The 25,738-nt window shown below is 54.6% G+C and carries 27 protein-coding genes; 14 read left to right on the top strand and 13 right to left on the bottom strand.

Going from position 1 to position 25,738, the window contains the following annotated elements:
- Positions 1 to 4 precede the first annotated feature (4 nt).
- The gene (locus ACT3RU_RS04890) at positions 5 to 3,874 is read left to right on the top strand and encodes a YhdP family phospholipid transporter (RefSeq protein ID WP_483392528.1); all 3,870 of its coding nucleotides are present in this window, start codon (positions 5 to 7) and stop codon (positions 3,872 to 3,874) included.
- Entirely contained in the window at positions 3,871 to 5,325 is a 1,455-nt protein-coding gene (gene tldD, locus ACT3RU_RS04885) for a metalloprotease TldD (RefSeq protein WP_192526323.1), read from the top strand. Before ACT3RU_RS04890 ends, tldD begins: the two co-directional genes overlap by 4 nt.
- A gap of 3 nt (positions 5,326 to 5,328) precedes the next feature.
- Here tldD and yjgA read toward each other — a convergent pair whose 3' ends face one another.
- The gene (gene yjgA, locus ACT3RU_RS04880) at positions 5,329 to 5,850 is read right to left on the bottom strand and encodes a ribosome biogenesis factor YjgA (protein ID WP_192526324.1); all 522 of its coding nucleotides are present in this window, start codon (positions 5,848 to 5,850) and stop codon (positions 5,329 to 5,331) included.
- A 96-nt stretch (positions 5,851 to 5,946) separates the two neighbouring features.
- Here yjgA and pmbA point away from each other — a divergent pair, with 96 nt between their 5' ends.
- On the top strand, positions 5,947 to 7,287 hold the full coding sequence (gene pmbA / locus ACT3RU_RS04875) for a metalloprotease PmbA (RefSeq protein ID WP_087109441.1): 1,341 nt from the start codon (positions 5,947 to 5,949) through the stop codon (positions 7,285 to 7,287).
- Positions 7,288 to 7,297: 10 nt separating this feature from the next.
- Here the strand turns inward: pmbA and ACT3RU_RS04870 are convergent, their stop codons facing one another.
- The 10 genes from ACT3RU_RS04870 to ACT3RU_RS04825 form a co-directional block, all read right to left on the bottom strand.
- Positions 7,298 to 7,567: an HPr family phosphocarrier protein gene (locus tag ACT3RU_RS04870; RefSeq protein ID WP_087109437.1), complete on the bottom strand. Its 270-nt coding sequence runs from the start codon at positions 7,565 to 7,567 to the stop codon at positions 7,298 to 7,300.
- Between the two features lie 186 nt (positions 7,568 to 7,753).
- Entirely contained in the window at positions 7,754 to 8,686 is a 933-nt protein-coding gene (rapZ, locus tag ACT3RU_RS04865) for an RNase adapter RapZ (RefSeq protein WP_087109435.1), read from the bottom strand.
- 66 nt (positions 8,687 to 8,752) lie between these two features.
- Positions 8,753 to 9,223 carry a PTS sugar transporter subunit IIA gene (locus ACT3RU_RS04860; RefSeq protein WP_087109434.1) on the bottom strand — a complete coding sequence of 157 codons (471 nt, stop codon included), beginning with the start codon at positions 9,221 to 9,223 and terminating at the stop codon, positions 8,753 to 8,755.
- A 4-nt stretch (positions 9,224 to 9,227) separates the two neighbouring features.
- A complete protein-coding gene (hpf, locus tag ACT3RU_RS04855; protein WP_087109431.1) occupies positions 9,228 to 9,536 on the bottom strand; it encodes a ribosome hibernation-promoting factor, HPF/YfiA family in 309 nt (102 codons plus the stop codon).
- A 98-nt stretch (positions 9,537 to 9,634) separates the two neighbouring features.
- Positions 9,635 to 11,047 (bottom strand): RNA polymerase factor sigma-54, encoded by a 1,413-nt coding sequence (locus ACT3RU_RS04850; RefSeq protein ID WP_192526325.1) that lies wholly within the window; start codon positions 11,045 to 11,047, stop codon positions 9,635 to 9,637.
- A 123-nt stretch (positions 11,048 to 11,170) separates the two neighbouring features.
- Complete coding sequence (gene lptB / locus ACT3RU_RS04845) at positions 11,171 to 11,920, bottom strand: LPS export ABC transporter ATP-binding protein (protein ID WP_192526326.1); 750 nt, start codon at positions 11,918 to 11,920, stop codon at positions 11,171 to 11,173.
- 9 nt (positions 11,921 to 11,929) lie between these two features.
- Complete coding sequence (lptA, locus tag ACT3RU_RS04840; RefSeq protein ID WP_192526327.1) at positions 11,930 to 12,421, bottom strand: lipopolysaccharide transport periplasmic protein LptA; 492 nt, start codon at positions 12,419 to 12,421, stop codon at positions 11,930 to 11,932.
- 8 nt (positions 12,422 to 12,429) lie between these two features.
- On the bottom strand, positions 12,430 to 13,002 hold the full coding sequence (lptC, locus tag ACT3RU_RS04835) for an LPS export ABC transporter periplasmic protein LptC (protein WP_192526328.1): 573 nt from the start codon (positions 13,000 to 13,002) through the stop codon (positions 12,430 to 12,432).
- Positions 13,002 to 13,544: a KdsC family phosphatase gene (locus ACT3RU_RS04830; RefSeq protein WP_192526329.1), complete on the bottom strand. Its 543-nt coding sequence runs from the start codon at positions 13,542 to 13,544 to the stop codon at positions 13,002 to 13,004. Before ACT3RU_RS04830 ends, lptC begins: the two co-directional genes overlap by 1 nt.
- Before the next feature lie 36 nt (positions 13,545 to 13,580).
- The gene (locus tag ACT3RU_RS04825) at positions 13,581 to 14,567 is read right to left on the bottom strand and encodes a KpsF/GutQ family sugar-phosphate isomerase (RefSeq protein ID WP_087109420.1); all 987 of its coding nucleotides are present in this window, start codon (positions 14,565 to 14,567) and stop codon (positions 13,581 to 13,583) included.
- A 257-nt stretch (positions 14,568 to 14,824) separates the two neighbouring features.
- On the opposite strand from ACT3RU_RS04825, the gene ACT3RU_RS04820 reads away from it, so the two are divergent.
- From ACT3RU_RS04820 to hisD, 9 genes are all read left to right on the top strand, one after another.
- The gene (locus tag ACT3RU_RS04820) at positions 14,825 to 15,646 is read left to right on the top strand and encodes an ABC transporter ATP-binding protein (RefSeq protein ID WP_192526330.1); all 822 of its coding nucleotides are present in this window, start codon (positions 14,825 to 14,827) and stop codon (positions 15,644 to 15,646) included.
- Entirely contained in the window at positions 15,646 to 16,446 is an 801-nt protein-coding gene (gene mlaE, locus ACT3RU_RS04815; RefSeq protein WP_087109416.1) for a lipid asymmetry maintenance ABC transporter permease subunit MlaE, read from the top strand. The genes ACT3RU_RS04820 and mlaE overlap by 1 nt, the downstream gene beginning before the upstream one ends.
- 16 nt (positions 16,447 to 16,462) lie before the next feature.
- Positions 16,463 to 16,927: an outer membrane lipid asymmetry maintenance protein MlaD gene (gene mlaD / locus ACT3RU_RS04810; RefSeq protein ID WP_192526331.1), complete on the top strand. Its 465-nt coding sequence runs from the start codon at positions 16,463 to 16,465 to the stop codon at positions 16,925 to 16,927.
- Between the two features lie 26 nt (positions 16,928 to 16,953).
- Entirely contained in the window at positions 16,954 to 17,610 is a 657-nt protein-coding gene (locus ACT3RU_RS04805; protein ID WP_087109412.1) for an MlaC/ttg2D family ABC transporter substrate-binding protein, read from the top strand.
- The gene (locus tag ACT3RU_RS04800) at positions 17,607 to 17,939 is read left to right on the top strand and encodes an STAS domain-containing protein (protein WP_087109410.1); all 333 of its coding nucleotides are present in this window, start codon (positions 17,607 to 17,609) and stop codon (positions 17,937 to 17,939) included. The genes ACT3RU_RS04805 and ACT3RU_RS04800 overlap by 4 nt, the downstream gene beginning before the upstream one ends.
- 95 nt (positions 17,940 to 18,034) lie before the next feature.
- Positions 18,035 to 18,286, top strand: coding sequence for a BolA family protein (locus tag ACT3RU_RS04795; protein WP_087109408.1), 252 nt, complete (start codon positions 18,035 to 18,037; stop codon positions 18,284 to 18,286).
- Positions 18,287 to 18,296: 10 nt separating this feature from the next.
- Positions 18,297 to 19,559, top strand: coding sequence for a UDP-N-acetylglucosamine 1-carboxyvinyltransferase (gene murA / locus ACT3RU_RS04790; protein ID WP_192526332.1), 1,263 nt, complete (start codon positions 18,297 to 18,299; stop codon positions 19,557 to 19,559).
- Between the two features lie 28 nt (positions 19,560 to 19,587).
- Positions 19,588 to 20,241 carry an ATP phosphoribosyltransferase gene (gene hisG, locus ACT3RU_RS04785; protein ID WP_192526333.1) on the top strand — a complete coding sequence of 218 codons (654 nt, stop codon included), beginning with the start codon at positions 19,588 to 19,590 and terminating at the stop codon, positions 20,239 to 20,241.
- A gap of 12 nt (positions 20,242 to 20,253) precedes the next feature.
- Positions 20,254 to 21,585, top strand: coding sequence for a histidinol dehydrogenase (hisD, locus tag ACT3RU_RS04780; protein WP_192526334.1), 1,332 nt, complete (start codon positions 20,254 to 20,256; stop codon positions 21,583 to 21,585).
- 18 nt (positions 21,586 to 21,603) lie between these two features.
- On the opposite strand, the gene ACT3RU_RS04775 is transcribed toward hisD, so the two are convergent.
- Entirely contained in the window at positions 21,604 to 22,848 is a 1,245-nt protein-coding gene (locus tag ACT3RU_RS04775) for a S1C family serine protease (protein WP_192526335.1), read from the bottom strand.
- Between the two features lie 138 nt (positions 22,849 to 22,986).
- Between ACT3RU_RS04775 and ACT3RU_RS04770 the strand changes: the two genes are divergently transcribed.
- Positions 22,987 to 23,748, top strand: a complete 762-nt coding sequence (locus ACT3RU_RS04770) for a Nif3-like dinuclear metal center hexameric protein (RefSeq protein WP_192526336.1) — start codon at positions 22,987 to 22,989, stop codon at positions 23,746 to 23,748.
- Positions 23,749 to 23,805: 57 nt separating this feature from the next.
- Here the strand turns inward: ACT3RU_RS04770 and ACT3RU_RS04765 are convergent, their stop codons facing one another.
- Complete coding sequence (locus tag ACT3RU_RS04765) at positions 23,806 to 24,270, bottom strand: ZapG family protein (protein WP_192526337.1); 465 nt, start codon at positions 24,268 to 24,270, stop codon at positions 23,806 to 23,808.
- Between the two features lie 201 nt (positions 24,271 to 24,471).
- Here ACT3RU_RS04765 and zapE point away from each other — a divergent pair, with 201 nt between their 5' ends.
- On the top strand, positions 24,472 to 25,653 hold the full coding sequence (zapE, locus tag ACT3RU_RS04760) for a cell division protein ZapE (protein WP_192526338.1): 1,182 nt from the start codon (positions 24,472 to 24,474) through the stop codon (positions 25,651 to 25,653).
- Positions 25,654 to 25,738: the final 85 nt, after the last annotated feature.

The raw sequence follows: 25,738 nt of genomic DNA, 5'->3' as shown, positions 1-25,738 counted from the left end.
TGCCATGACGATCCGCTCGCTGACGCGTTGGAGTTTACTTCTACTTGCCTGGGGACTGGGCGGCATTGCGGTAATAGCGCTGCTTTTCCGGCTCATGGTCAGTCAGGCAGATACTTTGACGCCGCATGTTGAAGCTTTTTTGGAAGCTCAGATTGGTGTGCCGGTAACGATTGAGAATCTCTCATTTTCAATGGCGCGTAGTGAGCTGATTGTGGAGCTTGAAGGCTTTGGGGCCGAAACGCCGAGCGGTCAGCCGCTTTTTTCACTGCGCCAAGCCGAGCTGCGCCTGGATATTGGCGCATCGCTACGTAATCTCTTGCCTATTTTTAGCGATATCAGATTACATCAAACCGAATTTCACCTTTATCAAGGAGTGAACGACGTTTGGCAATGGCCCGACCCTGCCAAGCTGCCGTTGCATATAGCGCCAGAGCCGGATGTTGACCTGCCAACCATTGATGCCTGGACGGAATGGGTATTGCGCCAGCAAATCTGGATTGATGACACACGTGTTGTGCTACACGGCAAGCAAGAGCAAGTCATTCTCGAAGCTCCTGCGCTGTTGTTAGCCGGCAATCAGCAAGGGGCAAAACTTCAGGGCACGGTCGACGTTCTTTATTCGGAGCGCAGCGAAACGCCACCGATACCCGCCGTACAGCTACTAGCGGAAATGCAGCCGGGCCGAGATGGTCTGAACGATTTCTCTGCCACGTTGAAGCTGGAGGCCCAGTTTGATCAGCTGCTGACGCTGGTTGAGCTGTTTCGGCCAGAACATATGCCGAACCTGGAGCAGGCCGGAGGCGATGCACGCGTGTGGGGCCGCTGGTATGAAGGCAGGCTTCAGGAGGTGCGCCTTGCCATCGATATCCCTCAGCTAGTGCTACGCCAGGATATTCAGTTCGCCGTGTTAAGAAACATACAAGCACAGGGTGAGTGGCAGCGCGAAGGAGAGGGCGGTGAAGCATGGTTAAGCGGTAACGCAGAGAGTGTTGATTGGGCCGAGCCAGGCGGGGCGATTGAAGGCCCGGCACTGCCGCATCATTGGTACCTGTCTCATAGGCCAGGCCAGTGGGCACTGCGTACCAGTGCTTTTGAGCTGGCTTCGCTCACTGCTTGGCGAGACTACGTATTTTTACCCGAATCCGTGACGCGTGTACTGGAAACGCTTGCCCCGAGGGGGCGGGTGCAAGGGCTGAGCTTAGGCCAGAAGGAGGGTAGCTGGAGGGTCGATGCGGCGTTAACCAATGTCGAAGTATCGCCTTGGGAAGGCGCGCCAGGTGGCGGCCCCATGGATGCCTGGGTTCAGGCTCGGGACTTCCGTGGCCGGGTGACGTTTAATAGTGCCGGTGACAGTTCGCTCTATTTCCCAGATTTGTTCACCGAACCCATGCAGCTTCAGCAGGCTGAGGGCATCGTAGAGTGGGTTTACGATGGGCCTAATACGATGGTCAGCGGCCGTCAAATTAACGTGGATTGGGATGATGCCCAGATAAGCGGTGGGTTTGGATTAGTGGTTGCAGAGGAGACAGGTCGGTTCGGACTGGATATCGATTTTGCCAATGTAGATGCGCTTGAGCGCCCTCTGGGTCAATGGTTGCCCTTGAATGTATTCGATGAGGAGCTGCGTGACTGGCTGTTAGATGATATTGGCGGCAAAGTGCCTAATGGTTCGCTCAAGCTGAGTCTGCCTATCGAGAGCGACATTAGCGCTGATGATATATCCACAACGCTGGCACTAAAGATAACCGAAGGGCATTTGCCTATTGCACCTGGCTGGCCTCGCCTGGAGGAGGTTGAAGGGCGTTTAACGTGGCAAAATCAGGTGCTTGAAGCCCGGGTTGAGCATGCCCAGAGTCGCGGTATCACGGCTTCACGAGGTGAGCTGGCCATGCAGCAGGATGAGATACTCAATGTATCGGGCAACCTGCATGGTGATGGCCCCGCCCTGATCGCATTTTTAACATCGATACCTGATATCGATATGAATATTCTCAGGGACCTTCAGGCTGAAGGCGAGGTAGAGGCTGATTTGGCCATATCGCTACCTCTGGAAGCGCCAGAGAATTTCCAGTTGGAGGTCAATGCAGTCCCTGCGTTCACCCGTATCGTTTACGCCCCCGTGGGCGAGGCGCTTCAGGCAGTAAGGGGGCAGTTAACCTGGCAGCAGTACGGTGACAGCATGGCGCTAATAGGCAGTGTCGATGGACAACTGTTGGGCGGCGATATTAGTGCTGACATGCATACCCAGCGAGACGGTATTCGCTTGCGGGGGCAAACGCCGGTGGCGTCACTTTTTTCATTTGTGGATATACCTGCCGAGCAAGGCAAGCAACTGCTTGATGGAACGATGCAGTGGCAAGGGCGCGTAATGCTTGAGCCAAGCCCTGCGTTATCTCTAGAAAGCCAGCTTAGAGGGGTGCGCCTTGATCTGCCAGAACCTTTTGCCAAGGCTGCAGGCGAGCCTTGGCCCTGGACGCTTAATGCTGATTTCGACAGTGGCCGGGTGGAGAGTCACTTGGCCGATATCGCGCATTTACGCTTAAAGGATCGGTTAGGTGAAGTGTCAGGCAACCTGCATGTGGCGGATGCCGAGGTAAGCGCACCCGAGTGGCCGATGCAGTCAGGCTTTCGCTTACAGGCAAGCCTTCCTCGCATTGACCCGATGGCGTGGCAACAGGCCGTCGCTCCACTGTTTCGAGGCGACCAGGATATGAGCGGTGACCTAACGGCGCAGCTATCAGGCCAGCATCCGCCGTTGGAGGTCGCCCTGGATACCGCTTGCCTTGTCTATCAGCAAACATGCGTTGGTGATGCGGCATTAACCGGCAGTGTACAAAATGGCACAGTTACCGCAGCGCTTGAGAGCGACGTGGTGACGGGGCATCTTCGCTATCAGCAAGCAGCTCAGCACCCTCTGGATATCACCATTAGCCAGTTAGCACTGGATCGGCTGGCTAATTTGGCAGATACGAGCAGTGAGTCAGAAACAACCTCGCCGGATTCATGGCTCGGTGAAGTGGAGACACAACATATAGTGCCTGCGGCTATTCCTGAGTGGCTGGCTGAGCTACCCGATGGGCGGCTTCGGTTGGCGGAAATGAGCATGGGGGAAAGCCGTTTCGGGCCTTTATCTGCCTATTGGCATACTGAACCAGGCCGGTTTTCGCTAATGCCGGTTGGGTTAACGCTTGGGCAACTTTCTGCTCGTGGTGAACTCTATTGGGAGGGCGATGCCTCGACCAGTCGAACCCAAGCCAATATTTCCATTGAAGGCGGCGATGTAGGTACCGCTCTTGAGCGCCTGGATCAACCCGTTGCCTTACGCAGCCGGCGTACTACCGCGACCGCCAATCTTGGCTGGGCGGGCGCCCCATGGCAGTTCTCGTTAAATCAGGCGCAGGGCGACATAGGCATCGACGTGCAGGATGGGCGCTTTATGCATCTGGACTCTGCACCGGTGCGTCTCGTTGGCCTGCTGAATTTCGATAATATACTGCGTCGATTGCGGTTGGATTTTTCTGACGTCACCGGTACGGGTACCGCTTTTGATCGCGTTGACGGCACCGCAGATGTCGAAAATGGCCAGCTTTCGTTGAGCGAGCCATTGCAAATTAAAGCGCCTGCCGCCAACTTAACCCTAACCGGTAATGTTAACTTGCTTCATCGAGAGCTTGATCTGCGCCTTGGCGTTGTGATGCCTGTGACGCAAACACTGCCCATTGCCGCCATTGCGGTAGGTGCTCCTGTTGTAGGTGGCGCACTATTTATTGCTGATCAGCTTTTTGGCAGCGCTCTGGACCGAGCGACGACCATTCATTATCGCGTGCGAGGGCTCTGGACTTCGCCGCAGGTTACTTTAGAAGGCTCCGAATGACCGCATTTAAGAGCGATATAGACTCCGCTGTTTCCATTCTTCTTACGCCGGGTGGCTTGGACCTTGATGGGCTTGATAAAGGCCTTGAGTACGCCATGGGCGCGGGTGTGGATTACGCCGATCTCTACTTTCAGCGCACCTGGACAGAGGGCTGGGTGTTGGAGGATGGTGAGGTAAAAGAGGCAAGTTACAACATTGATGGCGGTGTGGGCGTCCGCTCACTGGCCGGAGAAAAAACCGGCTTTGCCTACTCCAATCAGATTAGTGCGGATGCGCTTATCGATACCGGGCGCACGGCCTCAGGTATTGTGCGTAGTGGCAAGCGCCTGCCTGGGCAAGCCGTTAAGCCGGTTTCAGTGGCCCCTTTTTACGCTGGTGTTGATCCTTTAGCGGGGCTGACTGCTGAAGAGAAGGTCGCCATGCTAAAAGAAGCCGATCGCATCGCTCGCGCAGCTGACCCTAGCGTTTCTCAGGTAAGCGCCTCGCTTTCTGGCACTTACGAAGTGGTTCTGGTGCGTGCCAGTGATGGTACCTTGGCCGCGGATATTCGCCCGCTGGTGCGCTTTAACGTTAGCGTAATTGCCGTGAAAAATGGCCGCAGAGAGCGCGGCAGTGCAGGCGGTGGCGGGCGCTACTCAATGGCTCGCCTGCGTAATGAAGGTGTTGCCGAGCGATACGCAAAAGAGGCCGTACGCCAAGCGCTGGTCAATCTTGAGGCGGTCGATGCGCCAGCCGGGCAAATGCCGGTGGTACTGGCTTCTGGCTGGCCGGGTATTTTGCTGCACGAAGCAGTCGGCCATGGGCTGGAAGGCGACTTCAACCGTAAAGGCAGTTCAGCATTTTCGGGTTGTATGGGGCAGCGCGTAGCCGCCAAGGGTGTGACGGTGGTAGATGATGCCACGATTGCTGATGGTCGCGGCTCGTTAAGTGTCGATGACGAGGGCACGCCCGGGCAAAACACCCCATTGATTGAAGACGGCATTCTTACTGGCTATATGCAGGACAAGCTGAATGCCCGATTAATGAACATGGCGCCAACCGGTAATGCTCGCCGCGAGTCGTTTGCGCATTTACCCATGCCGCGCATGACCAACACGGTCATGCTGGCAGGTCAGGATGCGCCGGAGGATATTATCAAAAGCGTCAAAAAAGGTATTTATGCCGTTAGCTTCGGTGGTGGCCAGGTGGATATCACCTCGGGCAAATTTGTATTCTCCGCCAGCGAAGCCTACCTGATTGAAGATGGTCGCATTACGGTTCCCGTTAAGGGCGCCACGCTGATTGGTAATGGGCCGGAGGCGATGGGGCGTGTCTCCATGATCGGCCACGATATGGCGCTGGATACAGGCATTGGCGTTTGTGGCAAAGAGGGCCAAGGCGTACCGGTTGGAGTGGGTCAGCCCACACTAAAACTGGATGAGCTAACCGTTGGCGGTACGCAGTCCTCGTAAGTGTTAAAGCGCCAGCGTGTCGCGCAGAAGTTTGAACAGCTTACGCGAGCTGGCGGGTGGTTTGTCCTGATCGCGCTCACGCTGAGCGTTGCGAACTAACTGACGCAGCGCTTGGCGATCCGCGTTGGGATAGTCTGCCATAAACTGGTCAACGGCAGGGTCGCCTTCTCCAATAAGCCGGTCCCGCCACTTTTCAAGGCGATGAAAGGCATGGTCGCGCTGCTCTTTTTCCTGCTCAATTGAATCAAAGACGCCTTGAATCGCGGTCAGGTCCTCTTTGCGAACCAGCTTGCCGACATACTGCATATGACGGCGGCGTCCTTCGTGGGAGCGAATACGAGAGGTCTCTTCGATAGCACGCAGCATGTCGTCGGAGAGAGGAAAGCGGGCACGCTCAGCAGGTTTCATGGCGATTAAGGTTTCGCCGAGCGCTTGGAGCGCATGCATTTCGCGTTTGAGCTGCGACTTGCTGGGGCGCTCTTCGGGTTCTTGAGTATCCAGGGGCTCGGGGCGTTTCTTCGGCATAGTAAGGCTCACAGACAAGATTCGTTGGCAGCATTATATCAGGCTGCGACAAGAACATTGATTCGGCGATGAGATTCGTACGAAAAAGGAGGCTATATGGCACAGGCATTTGATGCATCCTCGCAGCAGGCACTGTTAACCGCGCGTGCAGAAGAGGCGTTGGCCTTGGCCAAGCGCTTGGGTGCCGATGCGGCGGAAGTGGGCGCAAGCGTTGACCAGGGCGTTGGCGTTAGCGTGCGCTTGGGCGATGTGGAAACGGTTGAGCTTTCACGGGATCAAGGCATTGCCGTCACGCTTTACGTCGGCAAGCGCAAAGGAAGTGCATCGTCCAGTGACGCCAGCAGTGCCTCGATTCAAGCAACGGTTGAGAAAGCATTAGCCATTGCTCGTTATACCGGTGAAGACCCGGTGGCTGGCTTGGCGGATGCCGATCAGATGGCGACCGAATTGCCGGACCTTAAGGTTCATTACCCATGGGCGCTGACAACTGAGCAAGCAATCGACCTTGCTCTTGCTTGTGAACAGGCGGGTCGCGACGTTGAGGGTATTAGCCAGTCCGAAGGCGCGTCTCTTTCAAGCGGTGAGGGCGTACGGGTTTATGCTAACAGTCATGGTTTTTTAGGTACCCAAAAAGGCAGTAGTCACTCCCTTTCATGCATGCTCATTGCTCAGGATGAAGGCGGTATGCAGCGGGACTACGACTATACCTCTGCGCGTAATCCTCAGCATTTGCGCGACCCGGGTGAAGTAGGGCGCGAGGCCGCGGCCCGTACGCTGCGCCGGTTAGGTGCCAAACGGCCGCCAACCGGCACCTTTCCCATTCTGTTTGATCCTTCGCTGTCTAGTGGTCTGGTTGGGCATTTATTGGGCGCATTGGCGGGTGGCGCGCTGTATCGCCAATCCTCTTTCCTGTGTGACCGTTTGGGCACGCCGTTATTTCCCGAGTGGTTTAGTCTGGAAGAGCGCCCTATGGAAATAGGAGCTACCGCGAGTACGCCGTTTGATGGAGAAGGTGTGCAAACGCGTAATAACCGCTTTATCGAACAGGGGCGTATCGCAAGCTATATGCTTTCGTCCTACAGTGCCCGTCGCTTGGGCATGCAAACGACGGGGAACGCTGGCGGTGCCCGCAACGTGCGTTTAGATGCACCCTTGCAGACGCGTGATGCGCTGCTTAAAACGATGGGTCGAGGTATTTGGGTCACCGAACTAATGGGCCAAGGCGTGAACGGTGTCACCGGGGATTACTCCCGTGGTGCGGCGGGCTTCTGGGTCGAGAATGGAGAAATCCAGTATCCGGTTGAAGAATTTACCATCGCTGGAAATCTTGAACGTATGTTCTCAGGTCTTGTCGGTATCGGAAGTGATATCGATACGCGCGGCAGTATTCATACGGGCAGCTGGTTAGTGGATGCGATGACCGTCGCCGGTAGCTAAAAAAGCCGTACTACTGATCTTCGTCAAAGCGGGCGTCGAACAGCGCTTGGATTGCATCAAGCGCTTGTTCGGCATCCTCGCCTTCTGCACAAATCCGCAGTTGGGTGCCGCAGGGGGCGGCCAGCATCAATAGCGACATGATGTTGGCTGCATCAGCCATTTGCTGCTGTTTATACACCTGTATGCAGGCGGAGTAGTGCTGGCTGCACTTAACCAGCTTTGTGGCGGCGCGGGCATGTAGGCCACGCTGATTGGTAAGCGTTAAAGTTCTCTCTGGCACCCTGGTTCCTTTTTTCCGAGTGGTGTCATTAGGCTTTGTACGAAAACTGCTTGCGCTTGACCATACGGCGTTAAAAATCAGCTCAAAATACTCATTTACACAAGTAAACTCCGTTTTTTCGCTGATTTTTTGCCTTGTCTGGCCTTCGCTCAGCGACTTTTCGTACAAACCCTGTGGCGTAAGCGTTTACGTAGGGCTGGGCGTCTGCTCGGAAAATGGAGAAGCCGTCGGTGGCTCTGCCCGGGTTCCTCGAAGCGTGTATTGCAGTTCCAATTCTCGGTGACGCAACTGGACTTCGCCGATGAGCGGTGCCAACTTTTGCGCCAGCTGTTCGGCAATATACACAGAGCGGTGTTGCCCGCCGGTACAGCCAATAGCTACCGTCATATAGCTGCGCTGACTATTTTGGTAAGCAGGCAGCCAGCGCTCAAGCATTGCCTGAATATCATGGCTCATCTCTTCGACAATCGGGTAGCCGCGCAGAAACGCAATAATCGTGGCATCACGTCCTGTGTATTGGCGCAGCGTTGGGTCCCAATAAGGGTTGGGCAGGCAGCGTACATCAAAGACTAAATCTGCATCCATGGGTACGCCACGTTTGTAGCCGAATGACTCAAAGGTGAGTGTTAGCTGGTCCTTGCGCTGGTGGGCTACCTGGTCTGAAATACGCCGACGCAGGTCATGGACCGATAAGCGTGAAGTATCAATCCGCAGGTCGGCCAAGTCACGTATTTCGTTGAGCGTCTCTTCCTCTTTCTCTATCGCCTCTTCAAGCGTCATATCACTGTTGCGCGTTAACGGATGACGTCGCCGTGTGGCGGAATAGCGCTCCAGTAAAATACGCGAATCGGTGGTTAGATAGATAACCTGACAATCTATAGGCCGCGCGCGCAGCTCTTCAAGCAGTGCGGGAAGGCGCTCAAGCGCCGCTGGCAGGTTGCGGGCATCAATACTGACCGCTAGATGTGTGCGCTCACCCTCGTCACGGAGTTCGTCAATCAAAGAACCAAGCAACATGGCGGGGAGATTATCAATGGCGTAATAGCCAATATCTTCCAGCGCTTGCAAAGCGATTGACTTGCCAGAGCCAGAGCGGCCGCTAATAATCACCAGTTGCATAGTGGCTCTCTCTGATTGAACGTATAAAAGGGGTAACGCATGAAAATGTGTTAGTCGTTATGGGTGTTATGGCGCGGCCTGTTCGCGAATCTTGCTCATCAGCAGGTCAAGTAAATCGCGTTGGCTGCTGGTTTTGCGTAACGCCTGGCGTGTGCTCGCATCATTCATAATGGTGGCCACTTGACCCAAAAGCGACAAATGCGTGTCGTCAGCCTCTTCGGGAACAAGCAGCACAAAGACGAGATCAACCGGATCGCCATCAATAGCATCAAAATCAATAGGTTCTGATAACTTTAGAAAACCCGCAATAGGCGTAACGCAATGTGGGCTGCGCGCATGGGGTATGGCAACGCCGTTACCGATCCCCGTGCTGCCAAGGCGTTCCCGGCCGATCAGTCGGCTGAAAACTTCTTGGCTATCCAGGCTGGGTGTATTTTGAGCGATAAAGGTGCTGAAAAACTCCAGCACCCGCTTTTTGCTGCCCCCGGGCACGTCGTAAAGTACGCGCTCCGGGGGGAGAATGGTTTCCAACGTCATTGAATTAACGCACGCCAGCGCCTTGGGCGCGAGCTTGTGCTTTTTCCTTGTGCTTAACGAGTTGACGATCAATTTTGTCTGCTAAGGCGTCAATAGCGGCATACATGTCGACATCTTCGGCGTCGGCATGTAAATCGGCGCCTGCCGCATGAAGGGTGCACGCGGCATGTTGGCGCTCCTTCTCAATAGATAAGGTAACTTGTACCGTGGTGATGTTGTCGTAATGACGTTCGACGCGTTCAAGTTTTTCATTAACGTAGTCACGCAAGGCGTCAGTCAGTTCTACATGATGACCCGTGATGTTTACTTGCATTGACGTGCTCCTTATCCATCGGTCTGAATTTCGATTGTAACCCTTTTTGCGGTGTTGCAAAGCCCTTGTCGCGAGTTTTGCCATTTCTCTTGTAACGACTAACGCAAACGACGACGTTCACTTGATGAGGGAATGCCCAGCGACTCACGATATTTCGCCACCGTACGGCGTGCCACTGTGATGCCGCCATCTTCCAGTAATGTCACTAAACGACTGTCCGAAAGAGGTTTGCCGGGAGGCTCATCTTGAATCAACTTTTTAAGCCGGGCGCGAATCGCGGTGCTTGAGTGGCTGTCTCCGCCATCCTGCCCGCTAATTTGGCTTGAGAAAAAGTATTTAAGTTCGAATACGCCCCGTGGGGTATGGATATATTTTTGTGTGGTGACCCGAGAAATGGTTGATTCGTGCATCTCAACCGCCTCGGCAATATCGGCAAGAATCAAAGGCTTCATCGCTTCTTCGCCGTGCTCTAAAAAGCCGATTTGGCGAGTGATAATCTCGCGTCCTACGCGTAGAAGCGTATCGTTGCGGCTGGACAGACTTTTGATTAACCAGCGCGCTTCTTGTAAGTGTTCTTTTAAAAACTGGTTATCCTGACTCTTGTCTGCACGCTTGATTAAGCTGGCGTAGTCGGGCTGGATACGTAGCCGGGGCAGGGCTTCAGGGTTAAGCTCCAGGTGCCAGCCTTCATGATCATGACGTACAACCAAGTCGGGTGTGATGTAGCTATCGTCGGTGACGCCGTAAGCACTGCCGGGGCGAGGGTCCAGGCTTCGGATCAGACCGATCACATCGTCTAGCTGCTCATCGTCCAGGCTTAGGCGGCGCTTTAATAGGCGCATGTCATTTTTGCCGAGAGCTTCAAGAAACTGGCGTACCAATCGGCGCGCCGGAACGAGCAGGGGAGTGTCGTCGGGGAGCGTTGCTAACTGAAGCATCAAGCACTCGCGCAAGTCTCGGGCGAAGACGCCCGTTGGCTCGAACTGCTGTAAACGCATCAGAATGGTTTCCATCTCTCGCTGGCTAAGGCCTTCGATATCCTGGGCACGTAGCCCATCGCGGATATCGTTGAGCGGCTGCATCAGGTAGCCATTGGCATCTAGCGCATCAATCAGGCTTTCGGCGATTAGCTGCTCACGAGCCGTAAAGTCGGTCATCGCCAGTTGCCAAAGGAGATGTCCATGCAGGCTTTGTCCGGCGGCCTGGCGCTCAAAATCGGGGCCTTCGCTACTGCCAGTGCTGCCCATGTCCTGGTAAGTATCCGACCAGTCGCTATCGACAGACAGTTCCTCGGGGATACTTTCTGACCACTCCTCGTCGGGTGTTTCGACGGCCGCCTGCTCGCCGAACTCATCTTCCTGCTCCAGCATTGGATTGGCATCCAGCGCCTGCTGAATTTCCTGACGTAGATCCAATGTCGATAGCTGTAGCAGTGCAATCGCTTGCTGCAGCTGAGGTGTCATGGTCAGCTGCGTACCGATACGCAATTGGAGAGAAGCTTTCATGACCATCTGAGAACCACTCGTTAATCGGAAAGCTTCACCCTAGTGCGAGTCATGTTGTTGTGCAAGTGCAATAAGCATGCCACTGATAAATTTTTTACTGCAGATCACTGTTTAGCGGTGAAATTAAACTTATAAGCGAAAATCAGCACCCAGGTAAACCTCCCTCACTTTTTGGTTATCAAGGATAGTCTGAGGGCTGCCACCGGCAATGATATGGCCGTCACCGACAATATAGGCGATATCGCAAATATCCAGTGTTTCTCGGACGTTATGGTCGGTAATTAGCACGCCAATGTGGCGCTGTTTTAAAGCACGAATAATGCTCTTGATTTCACCAACCGAGATGGGATCGACACCTGCAAATGGCTCATCCAGCAAGATAAACGCGGGCTCAGTGGCCAGGGATCGGGCAATTTCGACGCGTCGCCGCTCGCCGCCGGAAAGGCTCATGCCCAGGCTGTCACGGATGTGGGTAATATGAAAGTCGTCAAGTAGGGCCTCAAGCCGCTGCTCTCGTCCTGCCCTGTCCAGCTCTTTGCGGGTTTCCAGAATCGCCATAATGTTATCCGCAACCGATAGTTTACGGAAAATAGACGCTTCCTGGGGTAGATAGCCAATGCCGGCCATCGCGCGTTCGTGCATGGGGACGCGGGTTAAGTCTTGCTCGTCGATACGCACGGTACCCGCATCAGACTTCACCAGGCCCACAATCATATAAAACGATGTGGTTTTACCTGCGCCGTTAGGGCCGAGCAGGCCTACCACGCTGCCTTGAGCAATCTCCAGGCTAATGTCTTTAACCACGCGGCGGCGTTTATAACTTTTTGCCAAGTGATTGGCGTAAAGGGTTTTTATGGGCGGTGCTTCCGCAATAGACATGATTGACTCCTATTGCGCTGGCTGAAGCGTCATACGAATACGCTGCGGCTCGCTACCACTTACATCGGAGCGTGCCTGCACCACTTCGCGGTCAATGAAGTATTCCAGGCGGCCACCGGTAAACTGATCGCCCGCTTGGGTCAGCTCGGCCTGGTCAATAAGCTCTACACGCCGCTCTGCTACGTGATAAACCACGCGGCGCGCCCATCCTTCCATCGGCGCATCCTGATCATCGAGTTGATTGCGTAGATAGGCGCGCTCACCGGTGGCAATAGCGCGAGAAAGCTCACCCGCGTCGTTACGGATAATTTCAACGCGATCACCACGTAGCTGCATGTTGCCTTGGCGAATATTGACATCGCCTGAATAAACGGCAGTGCCCGCACGCTGATCAAGATCTAACTGGTCGGCTTCTACTTCAATGGGGGCTTGGCTTGTCTGGGCCGCTGCCGATAGCGGCACCGCAAGAGCGAAAAGCGCGGTGCGAATAAAAGCGTTCATAGCGACTCCTAAGGATTTTGTGTTGCGGGGGGGTGATGACCGCTAACGTTATCGGTTAATCGGACCTGGCTATCATCAAGCCAAACATCCATACGTGATGCGCTCATTCGTTGGGGTGGCTGCTGAAACACGGCGGGCGCCTCGCTCCAGACATGACGCGCTACCCCATCATAACGTAATAACTCAGTATCAAGCTGCCAGCCTTCTGTAGGTGCCAGAAGCCGCGCATCACCAGACAGCGTTAGCGCTTGGGTGGCCGTGTTCAGAACACCTTCGTTGGCGTTAGCGAGCCACTCTCGGTTGTCACTATCAAACAGCGTCGCTTCGGGCTGAGTGACTTCGACCAAGGTACTTTGTGGTATGTAAATCAATAAAGGCGCGGCTAGCGACTGCTGGATATGCCCTGTCTCACCAAACAGAGTGATCTCGGCATTTTCCAGCACGTGGCCAGGCTCTTCAGCCTGCGCTTCTTCGTCAACGGGCCGGTCTTCCGGGCCGCGTGGGTCCAGCCATACCAGTAGCCCCCCTAAAGCGATCACCAGGGCTGCTAGTCCGATGCGTTTCTTGGCGCTTTGAAACATTACACGCGACCATGCAAATACGTGTCGAGAACCGTACTCCAGTGGCCCTGGGCTTCAAGCAATGTATCGCAAATTTCACGTACGGCGCCGTGGCCACCCAAGCGGTCGGTAATCCAGTCGGCATGGGTATGCATGTAATCTGGTGCGTTGGGTACCGTAATGCCAACGCCTGCGCGTTTGATAGGCGCAAGATCAGGCAAGTCATCGCCGCAGTAAGCCACTTGGCTTAGGTTCAGGTTGAGGCGCTCACACAGCGCTTTCAAGGTGGTGAGCTTATCTTCGCAGCCCTGATGGACAAGGTTAATTCCCAGCGCCGCAGCACGCTGGCTCACCATGGGGGAGTCGCGGCCTGTAATTAACGCCACATGAATGCCTGCACGTTTAAGCAGCTTTAAGCCATGGCCGTCTTGTGTATGGAAGGCTTTGATCTCGATACCGTCGGCCTGAAAGTAAAGCCGTCCATCGGTGAGCACGCCGTCAACATCGAGGGCAAGTAGTCGCACACGGCGAAGCGGGTCAAGTAGCGCAGTGGGGAGGGCCATAGAGACTCCTTGTCAGTAAACTGTTTGGTAAAATGGTTAGATAACGCCGCTGGCAAGCAAGTCATGCATATGGAGCGCCCCGATGGGCCGCTGTTCGTCATCGACGACTGCTAGCGCAGTAATACGGCTATCTTCCATGATGCGCACCGCTTCGGCAGCCAGTAGGTCGGGGCCAATGCGTTTGCCGGGTCGGGTCATTACATCGTCCACGGTTACTTCACGCAGATCATGAAACTGGTCGAGGGTGCGGCGTAAATCGCCATCGGTATAAACACCTGCAAGTCGTCCTTCGCTGTCGACAACACAGGTAAATCCCAACCCTTGGCGGGTAATCTCCAAGAGCGCATCACGCAGCGGGCTGCCTAGTGCTATCTGCGGCAAGCGTGTGCCGCTATGCATAAGGTCCTTAACGCGCAATAGAAGTCGTTTTCCCAAGCTGCCACCGGGATGCGATAAGGCAAAGTCATCAGCGGTAAATCCGCGTGCTTCTAGCAGTGCAACGGCAAGCGCGTCGCCCAAGGCAAGGGCGGCCGTCGTGGAGCTTGTGGGGGCCAGGTCCAGCGGGCACGCTTCGCGCTCAACACCGCTGTCCAAGTGAGCGTCCGCATGTTTGGCAAGCGTTGAGCCAGGGCGGCCCGTCATGCTAATCAGCGGTGTGCCTAGCCGTTTTAAGAGGGGCAGTAGCGCCGTCACTTCGGCGGTTTCGCCGGAGTTTGACAGCGCCAGGACCACGTCGTTGCGCGTAATCATCCCCAGATCGCCGTGGCTAGCTTCACCTGGATGAACAAAAAAAGCAGGTGTGCCGGTGCTGGCAAGCGTGGCGGCCAGCTTTCCTGCTATATGGCCAGACTTGCCCATTCCAGTAACGACGACCCGGCCCTGACACGCCAGCATCAATTCACATGCACGGTCGAAGCTTTCATCAAGCTTGCCTTGAAGGCCGCCAATGGCGGCTTGTTCTATTTGCAGCGTGCGTAGAGCGCTTTCACGCAACGGGCTAAAAGTGGATGAGGGCTGGGGCATGAACATCTCGTTTTAATAGGAGCATAGTGCAAACGTAGTGCGATTAACTGACAAGAATACCATTTAGCGAGCATCTATAAGCATAGCGCTTTAAAGGGTTTTTAGGGTGTGTTGGAACACACGTCTTGCCATAAGTGCCATTGAAACCAGGCTTGATGTTCGAGAATATTTAGAAAACGCTGTTTTTAAACGGTAGAATAATCCAGTCGATAAACGCACCCGCTACTATTTAAGTAACAATGGGAGTCAACCAACCCATGACAGACGTTCCCTTCATCGAAATTGAAGACGTGCATTTTTCACGTGGGAGCCATGAGATCTTTCGTGGAATCAGCATGATTATTCCTCAGGGTAACGTCACCGCCATTATGGGGCCTAGCGGTACCGGCAAGACAACCTTGCTAAAACTCATTGGCGGTCAGTTAACGCCGGATCGTGGACGTATTATCGTGGATGGCCAGGATGTTCATCGGCTGTCGCGAAAAGCGTTGTTTGCATTGCGTAAGCGTATGGGCATGCTGTTTCAAAGCGGCGCTCTGTTTTCTGACTTGGATGTGTTTGAGAACGTCGCTTTTCCCTTGCGTGTCCATACCGACCTGCCCGATGCCATGATTCGAGATCTGGTATTGCTGAAGCTTCAAGCGGTAGGGCTGCGCGGCGCTCGTCATCTAACGCCTGCAGAACTTTCGGGCGGTATGGCCAGGCGCGTGGCGCTGGCCCGGGCAATAGCGTTAGACCCCGAGCTCATTTTGTATGATGAGCCTTTTGTCGGTCAGGATCCTATTTCCATGGGCGTACTGGTGCAGTTGATTAAACGGCTTAACCAGGCACTAGCGCTTACCTCGGTGGTGGTTTCTCACGATATTAAAGAGACGTTAAGCATCGCCGATTATCTCTATCTTCTCGCTGATGGTCAGGTCGTTGCCGAGGGAACGCCGCAAGCGCTAAATGCCAACCAGGACCCACGCGTTAGCCAGTTCGTTCATGGCGAGCCAGATGGCCCCGTGCCGTTCCACTATCCCGCCGAGACGCTGTATAGCGATATTCTTGGCCCCGTTACCGCGACAAGGGCAGGGTAATGCAGTCGAAATTTGAACAAGGCATCGGCTATATCGCCCGCTGGGGGCGTAAAGGGTGCGATGTAATGGAAGCGCTGGGCCGTGCCGGGCTATTTCTTGGCCAGTCAGCGGTCGGCGTTCCGTCTCGTGAAGGATGGAGCCTCTGGCTGCGTCAAATGCATTTTGTGGGCGTGCTCTCGCTGGCGATTGTGGTCGTGTCGGGACTTTTTATTGGCATGGTGCTGGCGCTGCAGGGCTACACTATCTTGGTCGACTTTGGCGCGGAGCAGGCATTAGGGCAAATGGTTGCGCTTTCCTTGCTGCGGGAATTGGCACCGGTTGTCGCTGCGTTGCTGTTCGCCGGGCGTGCAGGGTCGGCACTCACCGCAGAGATTGGCTTAATGAAAGCCACCGAGCAGCTAACCAGTATGGAAATGATAGGCGTAGATCCACTACGTAGAATTATTGCGCCTAGGCTCTGGGCCGGGTTCGTTTCGCTTCCCATCCTGACGGTTGGCTTTAGCGTCGTGGGTATATGGGGTGGCTATCTGGTCGGTGTGGAGTGGCTTGGCGTTTTTGAAGGCTCTTACTGGAGCAACATGCAGGCCAGCGTATCGTTTATCGGCGATGTGGGTAACGGCATCATCAAGAGTCTTGTCTTTGCCGTCGTTGTTACCTGGATTGCGGTGTTTCAAGGCTATGACTTAATGCCGACGTCTGAAGGAATTTCGCGGGCCACAACGCGCACAGTCGTTTATTCATCGCTTGCAGTATTGGGGCTTGATTTTGTATTAACCGCCGTAATGTTCGGTGGCCTTTAATAGGTGGAGTGATTTCATGAAGCGCAGTAAAACGATGGAATTTGGCGTGGGTCTATTTATGCTGGCGGGGATCGTTGGGCTGATTTTTCTGGGCCTGCGCGTCAGTGGTTTAAGCCTTGCTACCTCTTCTGAAACGTTCCACCTTGACGCCAATTTCTCCAATATTGGCGGATTAAAGCCGCGCTCTAGAGTCACCATGGCGGGCGTGACCGTTGGGCGCGTGGAGTCGATTAATTTAGATACCGAATGGTTTGACGCTCGGGTCACGCTACGCCTGGATAAGGACCTGGAAGGGCAGCTCTCCGAGGACACAACGGCCGCCATTTTAACCTCTGGCCTGTTGGGCGAGCAGTATATTGGCTTAAGTGTGGGTGGCGCCCCTGAAGTGCTTGAAGATGGCGATACCATTCGCGATACCCAGTCTGCGCTGGTGCTTGAAGAACTAATCCAGCAATTTGTATCCAATATGGCGAGTAATTAAACATTCTGTTAGTAGAGGTGAATATAATGCGAAACACGACACTGACGCCGATGCGCTGGCTTTTTGCTTTCATGATGTTGGTACTGGTCTTACCGCTTCAGGCGCACGCGCAAACCCAGTCGCCTGAAGCAATGGTTCGGGAAAACGTCAATGCTCTGATGGGTGAAATTGAGGGTAAGAGAGAGTATTACGCCAATCATATGGGTGAGCTTGAAACGCTGGTCGATAATAGTCTTGAAGGCGTGGCGGATTTTCGCTATATCGGTGCCAGCGTCATGGGAAGCTATTTCCGTAACGCGACCCCGGAGCAGCGCAGCCGCTTTGCAAACGTGTTTCGCCAGACCTTGATTGATACGTATGCGCGTGGCTTGGTAACGTTCGATTATCGTGAGCTACGGGTGTTGAATAACCAGCGCGGTCAGCGTTACGAAGACCAGGCAAGTGTCGATATGGAAGTGGTGGCCAATAACGGACAGGTATATCCGGTAAGCTACAGCCTGCGCCTATCCGATAACGAATGGCGCGTAGTGAACGTGATTGTTAACGGCATTAACCTGGGCCTGACGTTCCGTAACCAATTTGACCAGGCAATGCGCGAAAACAATCGTGACTATGATGCGGTTATCCGCGGTTGGGCACCCGAAATCGGTGTCGACGAGCTGGAGCAGGGAGGCGATGCGTGACACGTTTACTGTCACTGTCCCAGCTAAGCCTCGATTCTTCACAAAATACGTTGTGCGTTACGGGCGATGTTGGAATGGGCGCGGCGGCAGAGCTTGCCGCCGCGGGTAAAAAATGGCTCCAGGCGACAGAGCAACGTGAGGTTACGTTTGATTTTAATGGCGTCCATAAAGCCAGTAGTGCGGTTATAAGCGTGCTGTTTGAATGGATGCGTACCTGTCAGTCACGCAGCATTACCGTCAATGCGGTGACCCTTTCAGCGCCCCTTGAACGCCTGGCGCTTCTTTCAGAAATTGAATCACTTATCCATCCGCCAACCCACGCCCATTAGGGGTGGCACCCTTGGCATCGCCAAGCGTGTCGCTTTTCTTTATTATGTTGCCTTATTAGCACTATTCACATCGACCCGAAGGAGTTTCCTGTCTCATGCAACCTAATGAGGTAAAAGCACTGCTTGAATCCCGTATCGACGGATGTGACTTTCATATCCAGGGCGAAGGCTGTAATTTTCAGGTGATTGCGGTGGGTGATGCCTTTGAAGGCCTCTCTCCGGTCAAGCGCCAGCAGCTGGTTTACGCCGCGTTAAGTGATGAAATTGCCTCGGGCGCTTTACACGCCATCAGTATTAAAACGTTCACTCCGACGCAGTGGTCCACTGCGTCGGAAAACGCTCAATAACGGCGCCTGCATGGATAAGTTAATTATTACCGGCAATGGGTCGGTCGACGGTGAAGTCTGGGTAAGCGGCGCCAAAAACGCGGCACTACCTATTTTGTGTGCCACCCTTTTGGCCGATGGGCCAGTGGTTATCGGCAACCTGCCACATCTTCAGGACATTACCACTACGCTTGAGCTGCTGGGCCGTATGGGCGTTGAACCTGTCATGGGTGAACGACTCACTATTCAGTTGGATGGCTCTCAAGTCACGCATTGTCACGCTCCTTATGAGTTAGTGAAGAAAATGCGCGCCTCCATTCTGGTGCTAGGGCCCTTGCTTGCCCATTTCGGCGAGGCAGATGTGTCGCTGCCTGGCGGTTGTGCCATCGGTTCTCGCCCTGTTGATCTGCACATCCGTGGCTTGGAAGCCATGGGGGCGGACATTCGGGTTGAAGCCGGGTATATCCGTGCTCGCGTTGATGGTCGCTTGAAAGGCGCGACTATTTTCTTCGATACGGTCACGGTAACCGGCACTGAAAATCTGTTGATGGCAGCCACCCTTGCCGAGGGTAAAACTGTCCTTGAGAATGCGGCGCGTGAACCAGAGATTGTTGATCTGGCCGAATGCTTGATCAAAATGGGCGCCAATATTCGTGGCCACGGCACGGACACCATTGTGATTGAAGGTGTCGAGAAGCTGCATGGTTGTCACCACGATGTCATGCCCGACCGTATTGAGACCGGCACCTTCCTGGTGGCAGCCGCCATGACCGGTGGGCGGGTGAAAGTAAAGCGCACCCGTGCGGACATTTTGGAAGCCGTGCTTGCCAAGCTTGAAGAAGCGGGCGCCGAGATTACCAGTGGTGATGACTGGATCGCGCTGGATATGCACGGTAACAGGCCCAAGGCCGTTAATATCCGCACCGCGCCGTACCCGGCGTTCCCTACCGATATGCAGGCCCAGTTTGTGGCCATGAACGCCGTCGCCATTGGTCATTCGCGCGTAGTGGAAACGATCTTTGAAAACCGCTTTATGCACGTGCAAGAGCTCAATCGCATGGGGGCGGACATAGCCCTTGAAGGTAACACCGCATTAATTAACGGTGTTGAAAAGCTTTCAGGCGCGCCTGTGATGGCCACCGACCTGCGTGCATCCGCGTCGCTGGTGATTGCCGCCATGATGGCGGAAGGCGAAACGCTGGTTGACCGTATCTACCATATTGATCGTGGCTACGAGTGTATCGAAGAGAAATTGCAGCTGCTGGGTGCACGTATTCGCCGTATTCCTGGCTAAGCCATGCTATTAACCATTGGCCATTATAATGAGTAAGCAACTAATTTTAGCCCTTTCCAAAGGGCGTATTTTGGATGAAACGCTGCCGTTACTCGCTGATGCCGGTATTACACCGGCAGAAGACCTGGGCAAAAGCCGTAAGCTGTTGTTTGATACCAACCTGCCTGATGTGAAGCTGGTGGTTATTCGTGCTACCGATGTGCCGACCTATGTACAGCTGGGCGCAGCTGATTTAGGTATCGCGGGTAAAGATGTTTTATTGGAGCATGGCGCTGAAGGCCTCTATGAGCCGCTGGACCTGGATATTGCTCGCTGTAGGCTGATGACCGCCGGGGTGACGGGGGAGCAACCTGCACATGCGCGTCGGCGCGTAGCCACCAAGTTTGTGAATATTGCCAGGCGTTATTATGCCGAACAGGGTATTCAAGCCGAAGTCATCAAGCTTTATGGGGCAATGGAATTAGCGCCTTTAATGAATCTGGCCGATGAAATTGTTGATATTGTCGATACGGGCAATACGCTGCGTGCCAACGGTATGGAGCCTCGTGAGTTAATTGCTCATATCAGTACGCGTCTGGTCGTAAATAAAGCCGCCATGACCATGAAGCATGAGCGCATCAAGCCGCTTTTGGCGCGCTTGGAGTGCGCCGTGAAAAAACGCCAAGCACAGCCTTCCACATAACGCGGGGTCTTTATGAGCACTATGTCTTCAGCGGTTGGCTCCACGACCATGATCGCTCGGCTTTCAACGCTTGATGCCTCGTTCGATGACCGCCTTGATACGCTGTTGGATTGGGAGGGGGTCTCGGATGCGGCGGTAAAAGCACGGGTTGATGAGATTCTGGCGGATGTTAAAAAGCGCGGCGACGCAGCGGTTATTGAAGCGACCAATCGTTTTGATCGGCTTTCGGTTGAGCGCATGGACGAACTGCGTTTAAAACCCGAGCAGCTAAAGCACGCTTTCGAAAATTTGCCCGCAGCGCAGCGCGATGCGTTAGCCAGCGCCGCTGAGCGTATCCGGCTCTATCATGAGCGGCAAAAGCCAACCTCTTGGCAGTATGAAGAGGCTGATGGCACGGTGCTGGGGCAGCAGGTTACGGCGCTTGATCGCGCGGGTATTTATGTCCCGGGGGGCAAAGCGGCTTATCCTTCTTCTGTGTTGATGAACGCGATCCCTGCCCATGTGGCGGGCGTGCGCGAAATTGTGATGGTCGTTCCTACTCCTGACGGCGTGGTCAATGAGTTGGTATTGGCGGCGGCGCACCTGGCGGGGGTCGATGACGTCTTCACTATTGGTGGCGCTCAGGCTATCGCTGCTATGGCATACGGCACAGACACCGTGCCAAGAGTGGACAAGATTGTTGGGCCCGGTAATATTTATGTCGCGACGGCTAAGCGGGCGGTATTCGGTCAGGTCGGTATCGACATGATTGCGGGGCCTTCCGAGATTTTAGTGGTCTCCGACGGGCAGACCGACCCGGACTGGCTGGCCATGGACCTGTTTTCACAGGCGGAGCATGACGAAGATGCTCAGGCGATTCTGGTCAGTTGGGATCGTGAACACCTGGATGCGGTATCCGCCTCTATTGAGCGTTTGTTGCCCACGCTTGATCGCGAATCAATTGTGCGTGAATCGCTGAGTCGGCGGGGTGCATTGGTGCTTTGTCAGGGCAAGACTGAGGCTGTTGATATCATTAACCGTATTGCGCCCGAACATCTTGAGCTCTCCGTCGATGCACCGGACACCTGGCTTGCTGACGTGCGTCATGCCGGTGCGATTTTTATGGGGCGTTACACGGCGGAAGCGCTAGGGGATTACTGCGCAGGACCGAACCATGTTCTACCCACGTCCGGTACGGCGCGCTTCTCATCTCCACTGGGGGTTTACGATTTCCAGAAGCGCTCCTCCATTATTCACTGCTCGCGTGAGGGGGCATCAGCATTGGGCGAGATCGCGTCGGTGTTGGCTCGCGGAGAGTCGCTGACCGCTCATGCGCGGTCAGCGGAGTATCGGATTAAGCCGTAATTAGCCTGCGGGCGAGCGCTAGGATTCTTTAGGTCGCTCGCCCAATGGTGCATTGGGAATCAGCGGGCGCTCGCCCACTTCAAGTGAGATATCGATGCGCTCGCCGCCACGAACAATGGTGATAGGCAGCGTTGTGCCGGGTGGGATGGAGGCAATATTGCTCATCGTAGTGCGAGCGTCCAGCACGGTTTGACCGTTAACCGAGAGCAAGATGTCGCCAGGCTCTAGCCCCGCCTTGTCTGCTGGGCCTCCACTCGACACACCCGCAATAATAACTCCCTGAGGTGTACGTAGCCCAAACGAGGCAGCGAGTTCGCGTGAAAGCGCTTGCGCTTCAATTCCCAGCCAGCCACGTATCACCCGCCCCTGAGTCACTAGCTCATCCAGAACGCTGTGCGCCAGGTTGGCCGGGATTGCAAAGCCGATGCCTTGCGAGCCGCCGGAGCGCGAGAAAATCGCTGTATTGATGCCCACCAAGGCACCTTCGGGGTTGATCAGTGCGCCGCCTGAGTTGCCCGGATTAATCGCCGCGTCCGTTTGAATAAAATCTTCATAGGCATTTAAGCCTAAATGGTTACGGCCGGTCGCACTGATGATGCCCATGGTAACGGTTTGCCCTACACCAAACGGGTTGCCAATGGCTAGCGCAACATCCCCAATGGCCACATCCGCTGAGTCGGCTATCTCGATGACCGGAAGATCCTCAAGGTCGATACGCAATACGGCCAAGTCGCTTTCGGGGTCAGTGCCAATGACCTCGGCGAGTACCTCGCGCCCATCGCGTAGTGCTACCTGAATTTCGTCAGCGCCATTTATAACGTGATGGTTGGTTAGTACATAGCCATCGTGACTGATAATAACCCCTGAGCCGAGGCTGGATAGCATGCGCTGGTGGGTTGTAGCATCGTCACCGCTGAAAAACTGCTGGAAAAAAGGGTCGGACATCAGTGGGTGCTGGTCACGCTCGACAATACGTGATGAGTAGATGTTAACGACGGCAGGCGCTGCTTGGCTGACCGCGCTTGAATAGCTGGCAGGCCCCTGGTCACGCGAAAGCGGAGCGGCCTGACGGATTTCGGGCGCCGGGCGGCTGCTAACCTGATCACTGACATTCACCAAGGGGGATGCGGGCGCTTGTGATGTCGTGGAGGGCGCGCGGGTAAAGGGGTTGGGCAGCGTGTCCGGGAACGCAAATAATAGCAGGGCAGCCAATAATACCCCGGTCAAAATAGGCCATAAATAAGGCAGCACAAAGCGGTGCATGCAAAAATTCCTCAGCGGGTAGTGGTCTTGTCAAACGCGAGGTTCGCGATAATACGAAGCGAGTTTTACTATGGCATTATGGTAACACTTTCTGATGCTCATCCTCATGATAGTCGACGAATCATTAAAGGAGCCCTTGTGACTCATCGCGATCAAATCGTAGCTGCTTGCGACCATCAGCTGCGTGCTTCAACGTTTAAGGACTTTACGATCAATGGCCTGCAAATCGCTGGGCGGCCGGATATTAAACGCGTAATGAGCGGGGTCACTGCGTGCCAGGCGCTGCTGGATGAAGCTGTCGCTTGGCAGGCCGACATACTGCTGGTTCATCACGGCTACTTCTGGAAAAATGAGCCAGTGGCCATTACGGGCATGAAGCATCAGCGTATAAAAACGCTGATTAACCACGATATCAATTTGCTTGCCTATCATCTTCCGCTTGATGCCCATAGCGAGATGGGGAATAACGCAGAGCTTGCCAGGCGATTGGGCTGGCGGGTAGAAGGTTGCCTGGATGGTGAGTTGGGTGAGGGGCTGTTGTGGTCGGGGCGCTTGGCTCAAGCGCAAAGCGTGGCCGCGCTGGCAGAGCAAATTGCGAATGTCTTGCAACGTGCGCCTTTGGTGATTGAGGCGCCGAACGTGGAGAATATTGAGCGGATTGCTTGGTGTACGGGGGGCGCGCAAGACATGATTACGGCTGCTTTTGAAGCAGGTGCACAGGTGTTTGTGTCAGGTGAGGTTTCTGAACGTACTACCCATTTGGCACGCGAGCTGGGTATTCACTACATTGCTGCGGGTCATCATGCAACCGAGCGCTATGGGGTGCAGGCGCTGGGTGAATGGCTGGCCGATGAGTACGATATTGAACACCGTTTTGTCGATATCGATAACCCCGTCTGACCTTTTGGCGACGGGGTCGAAAATTACCGGTAACGGGCGATGGCGTGAGGCGCTGGCTTAATAGCGAGGCGGTTGAGGCGTATTGGAGTTATCGCCTTTTAAGCCAAAATTTTCTGACAGCGTGCCATTTTTACCATCCGCATAGTCACGGGGGGTGGCCAAGCTGCTCTCTGAATCAGGCCCTGTGGGTGTGGCGGCTTGATGTTGCGCTGGCTGCTGCCGCTCTTTGATGACCGCAGGCGTGTTACTGCCCAAATGCCACTGCTGTGCATCCGCTATGATTTTCTGCTCAAGCTGGTCGGCCTCGGCGCGAATGCTCTTCAAATGCTCGAAGACACCTTCTAAATGGCCTCCCATGCCTTTTTTAAGCTCGGCGATTTGATGTTCTCGTTCCAGCACTGTTTGGCGTAAAGACGCGTTATGACGCTCTCCTTTACTAAACAGACGATAGCATCCCAAGCCGAGGATGAAGCCAATAATAATGCCAACGATGGCAAAGGTATAAGGCGAGCTTGCTTCCACAGTTTTCTCCCTGATACTTGGAGCGCCCCGTCACGCTTGAGTGGACGGTTTGCGAACGAATCAAGCCTCATTATAGGCGTCGATTGGCAGGTTAGGTCAATCCAACCATGCGCTTAGACGTTGTACAGCGTATAATCCCTGCTTTTTGAAGGCGGCTGGTCGGGTCTAGAGTGTCGTCGTAATACGCATTGGAGCGAGTAAATGTCAGCTACTTCTGCAAGCCAAAAGGCAGGTTCGTCATCTCGGCCTACGCCCATGGAGCGCTATCGTGCAGATCTACTGCGCGAGGACTTTCAGCATGATGCGGCGCAGGAGTTAGCGGTCGAGCATTTGCAGCGCCTTTATGACGATCTAATGGCGACGCCTACCACGGTTTCCAAGGCCGTACTGGCACATGGCGGGTTGAAGGCCAAAATGAAAGGCCTGTTCGGTAAAGCCTCATCGTCAAACGAACCGACGTTGCCCCAGGTGCAGGGCCTCTATTTCTGGGGCGGTGTAGGGCGTGGTAAAACCTATCTGGTTGATAATTTTTTTGAGTCGCTGCCATTTCCTGAAAAGATGCGCACCCATTTTCATCGTTTCATGCAGCGGGTTCATAACGAGTTAACCCACTATAAGGGTGAGAAGAACCCTCTCACGCTGATTGCCGGTAAATTTGCCTCAGAGGCTCGTGTTATCTGCTTTGATGAGTTCTTCGTCAAGGATATTACGGACGCCATGATTCTGGCCAACCTGCTTGAAGCGCTGTTCGAGCGGGGCGTTGTGCTGGTGGCAACGTCCAATATCGTGCCGGATGACCTGTACAAGGATGGCCTGCAGCGGGCGCGCTTTCTCCCTGCCATCGATCTGGTCAAGCGTCACTGTGAGGTAGTCAATGTTGATTCCGGGGTCGACTACCGGCTGCGCGCCTTGGAGCGCGCGGAGATATTTCACTCGCCGCTGGATGGGGCGGCCGAGCAGGAGCTTGCGCGTAGCTTCCGCGAGATTGCCGGCCACGAGGGTGAGGCAAACGCGCCGCTGGAAATTAATCACCGTGTGCTGAAAGCACGCAGGCTGCATGAAAATGTGGCGTGGTTTGAATTTCTGGAGCTCTGCGATGGGCCGCGTAGCCAGAATGACTATATTGAATTAGCGCGTAGCTTCAATACGGTGCTTGTGTCGAATGTGAAGCGGATGGAAGCCAGGCATGACGATCAGGCGCGCCGCTTTATCAATATGGTCGATGAGTTTTATGATCGCGGGGTAAAGCTATTAATGTCAGCAGAGGTGCCGGTAGAAGAGCTTTATAGTGACGGTAAGCTAACCTTTGAGTTTCAGCGTACGCTGTCGCGCCTTCAGGAAATGCAGTCGCGCGAATATTTGGCGCTGCCCCATAAGCCGTGATGAGGTTTATGGCCCGGTCGGTAAGAAAAGCCAAGATTAGGGCTTAACTTGTCCAGCGCCATACTGTAGAATGCCGCCTCGCTAC

This window comes from Halomonas sp. TP35, from assembly GCF_052375975.1.
Taxonomy (GTDB): domain Bacteria; phylum Pseudomonadota; class Gammaproteobacteria; order Pseudomonadales; family Halomonadaceae; genus Vreelandella; species Vreelandella citrativorans.
The sequence above is the reverse complement of the archived record's forward strand: the minus strand, read 5'-3'. Positions and strand labels throughout refer to the sequence as shown.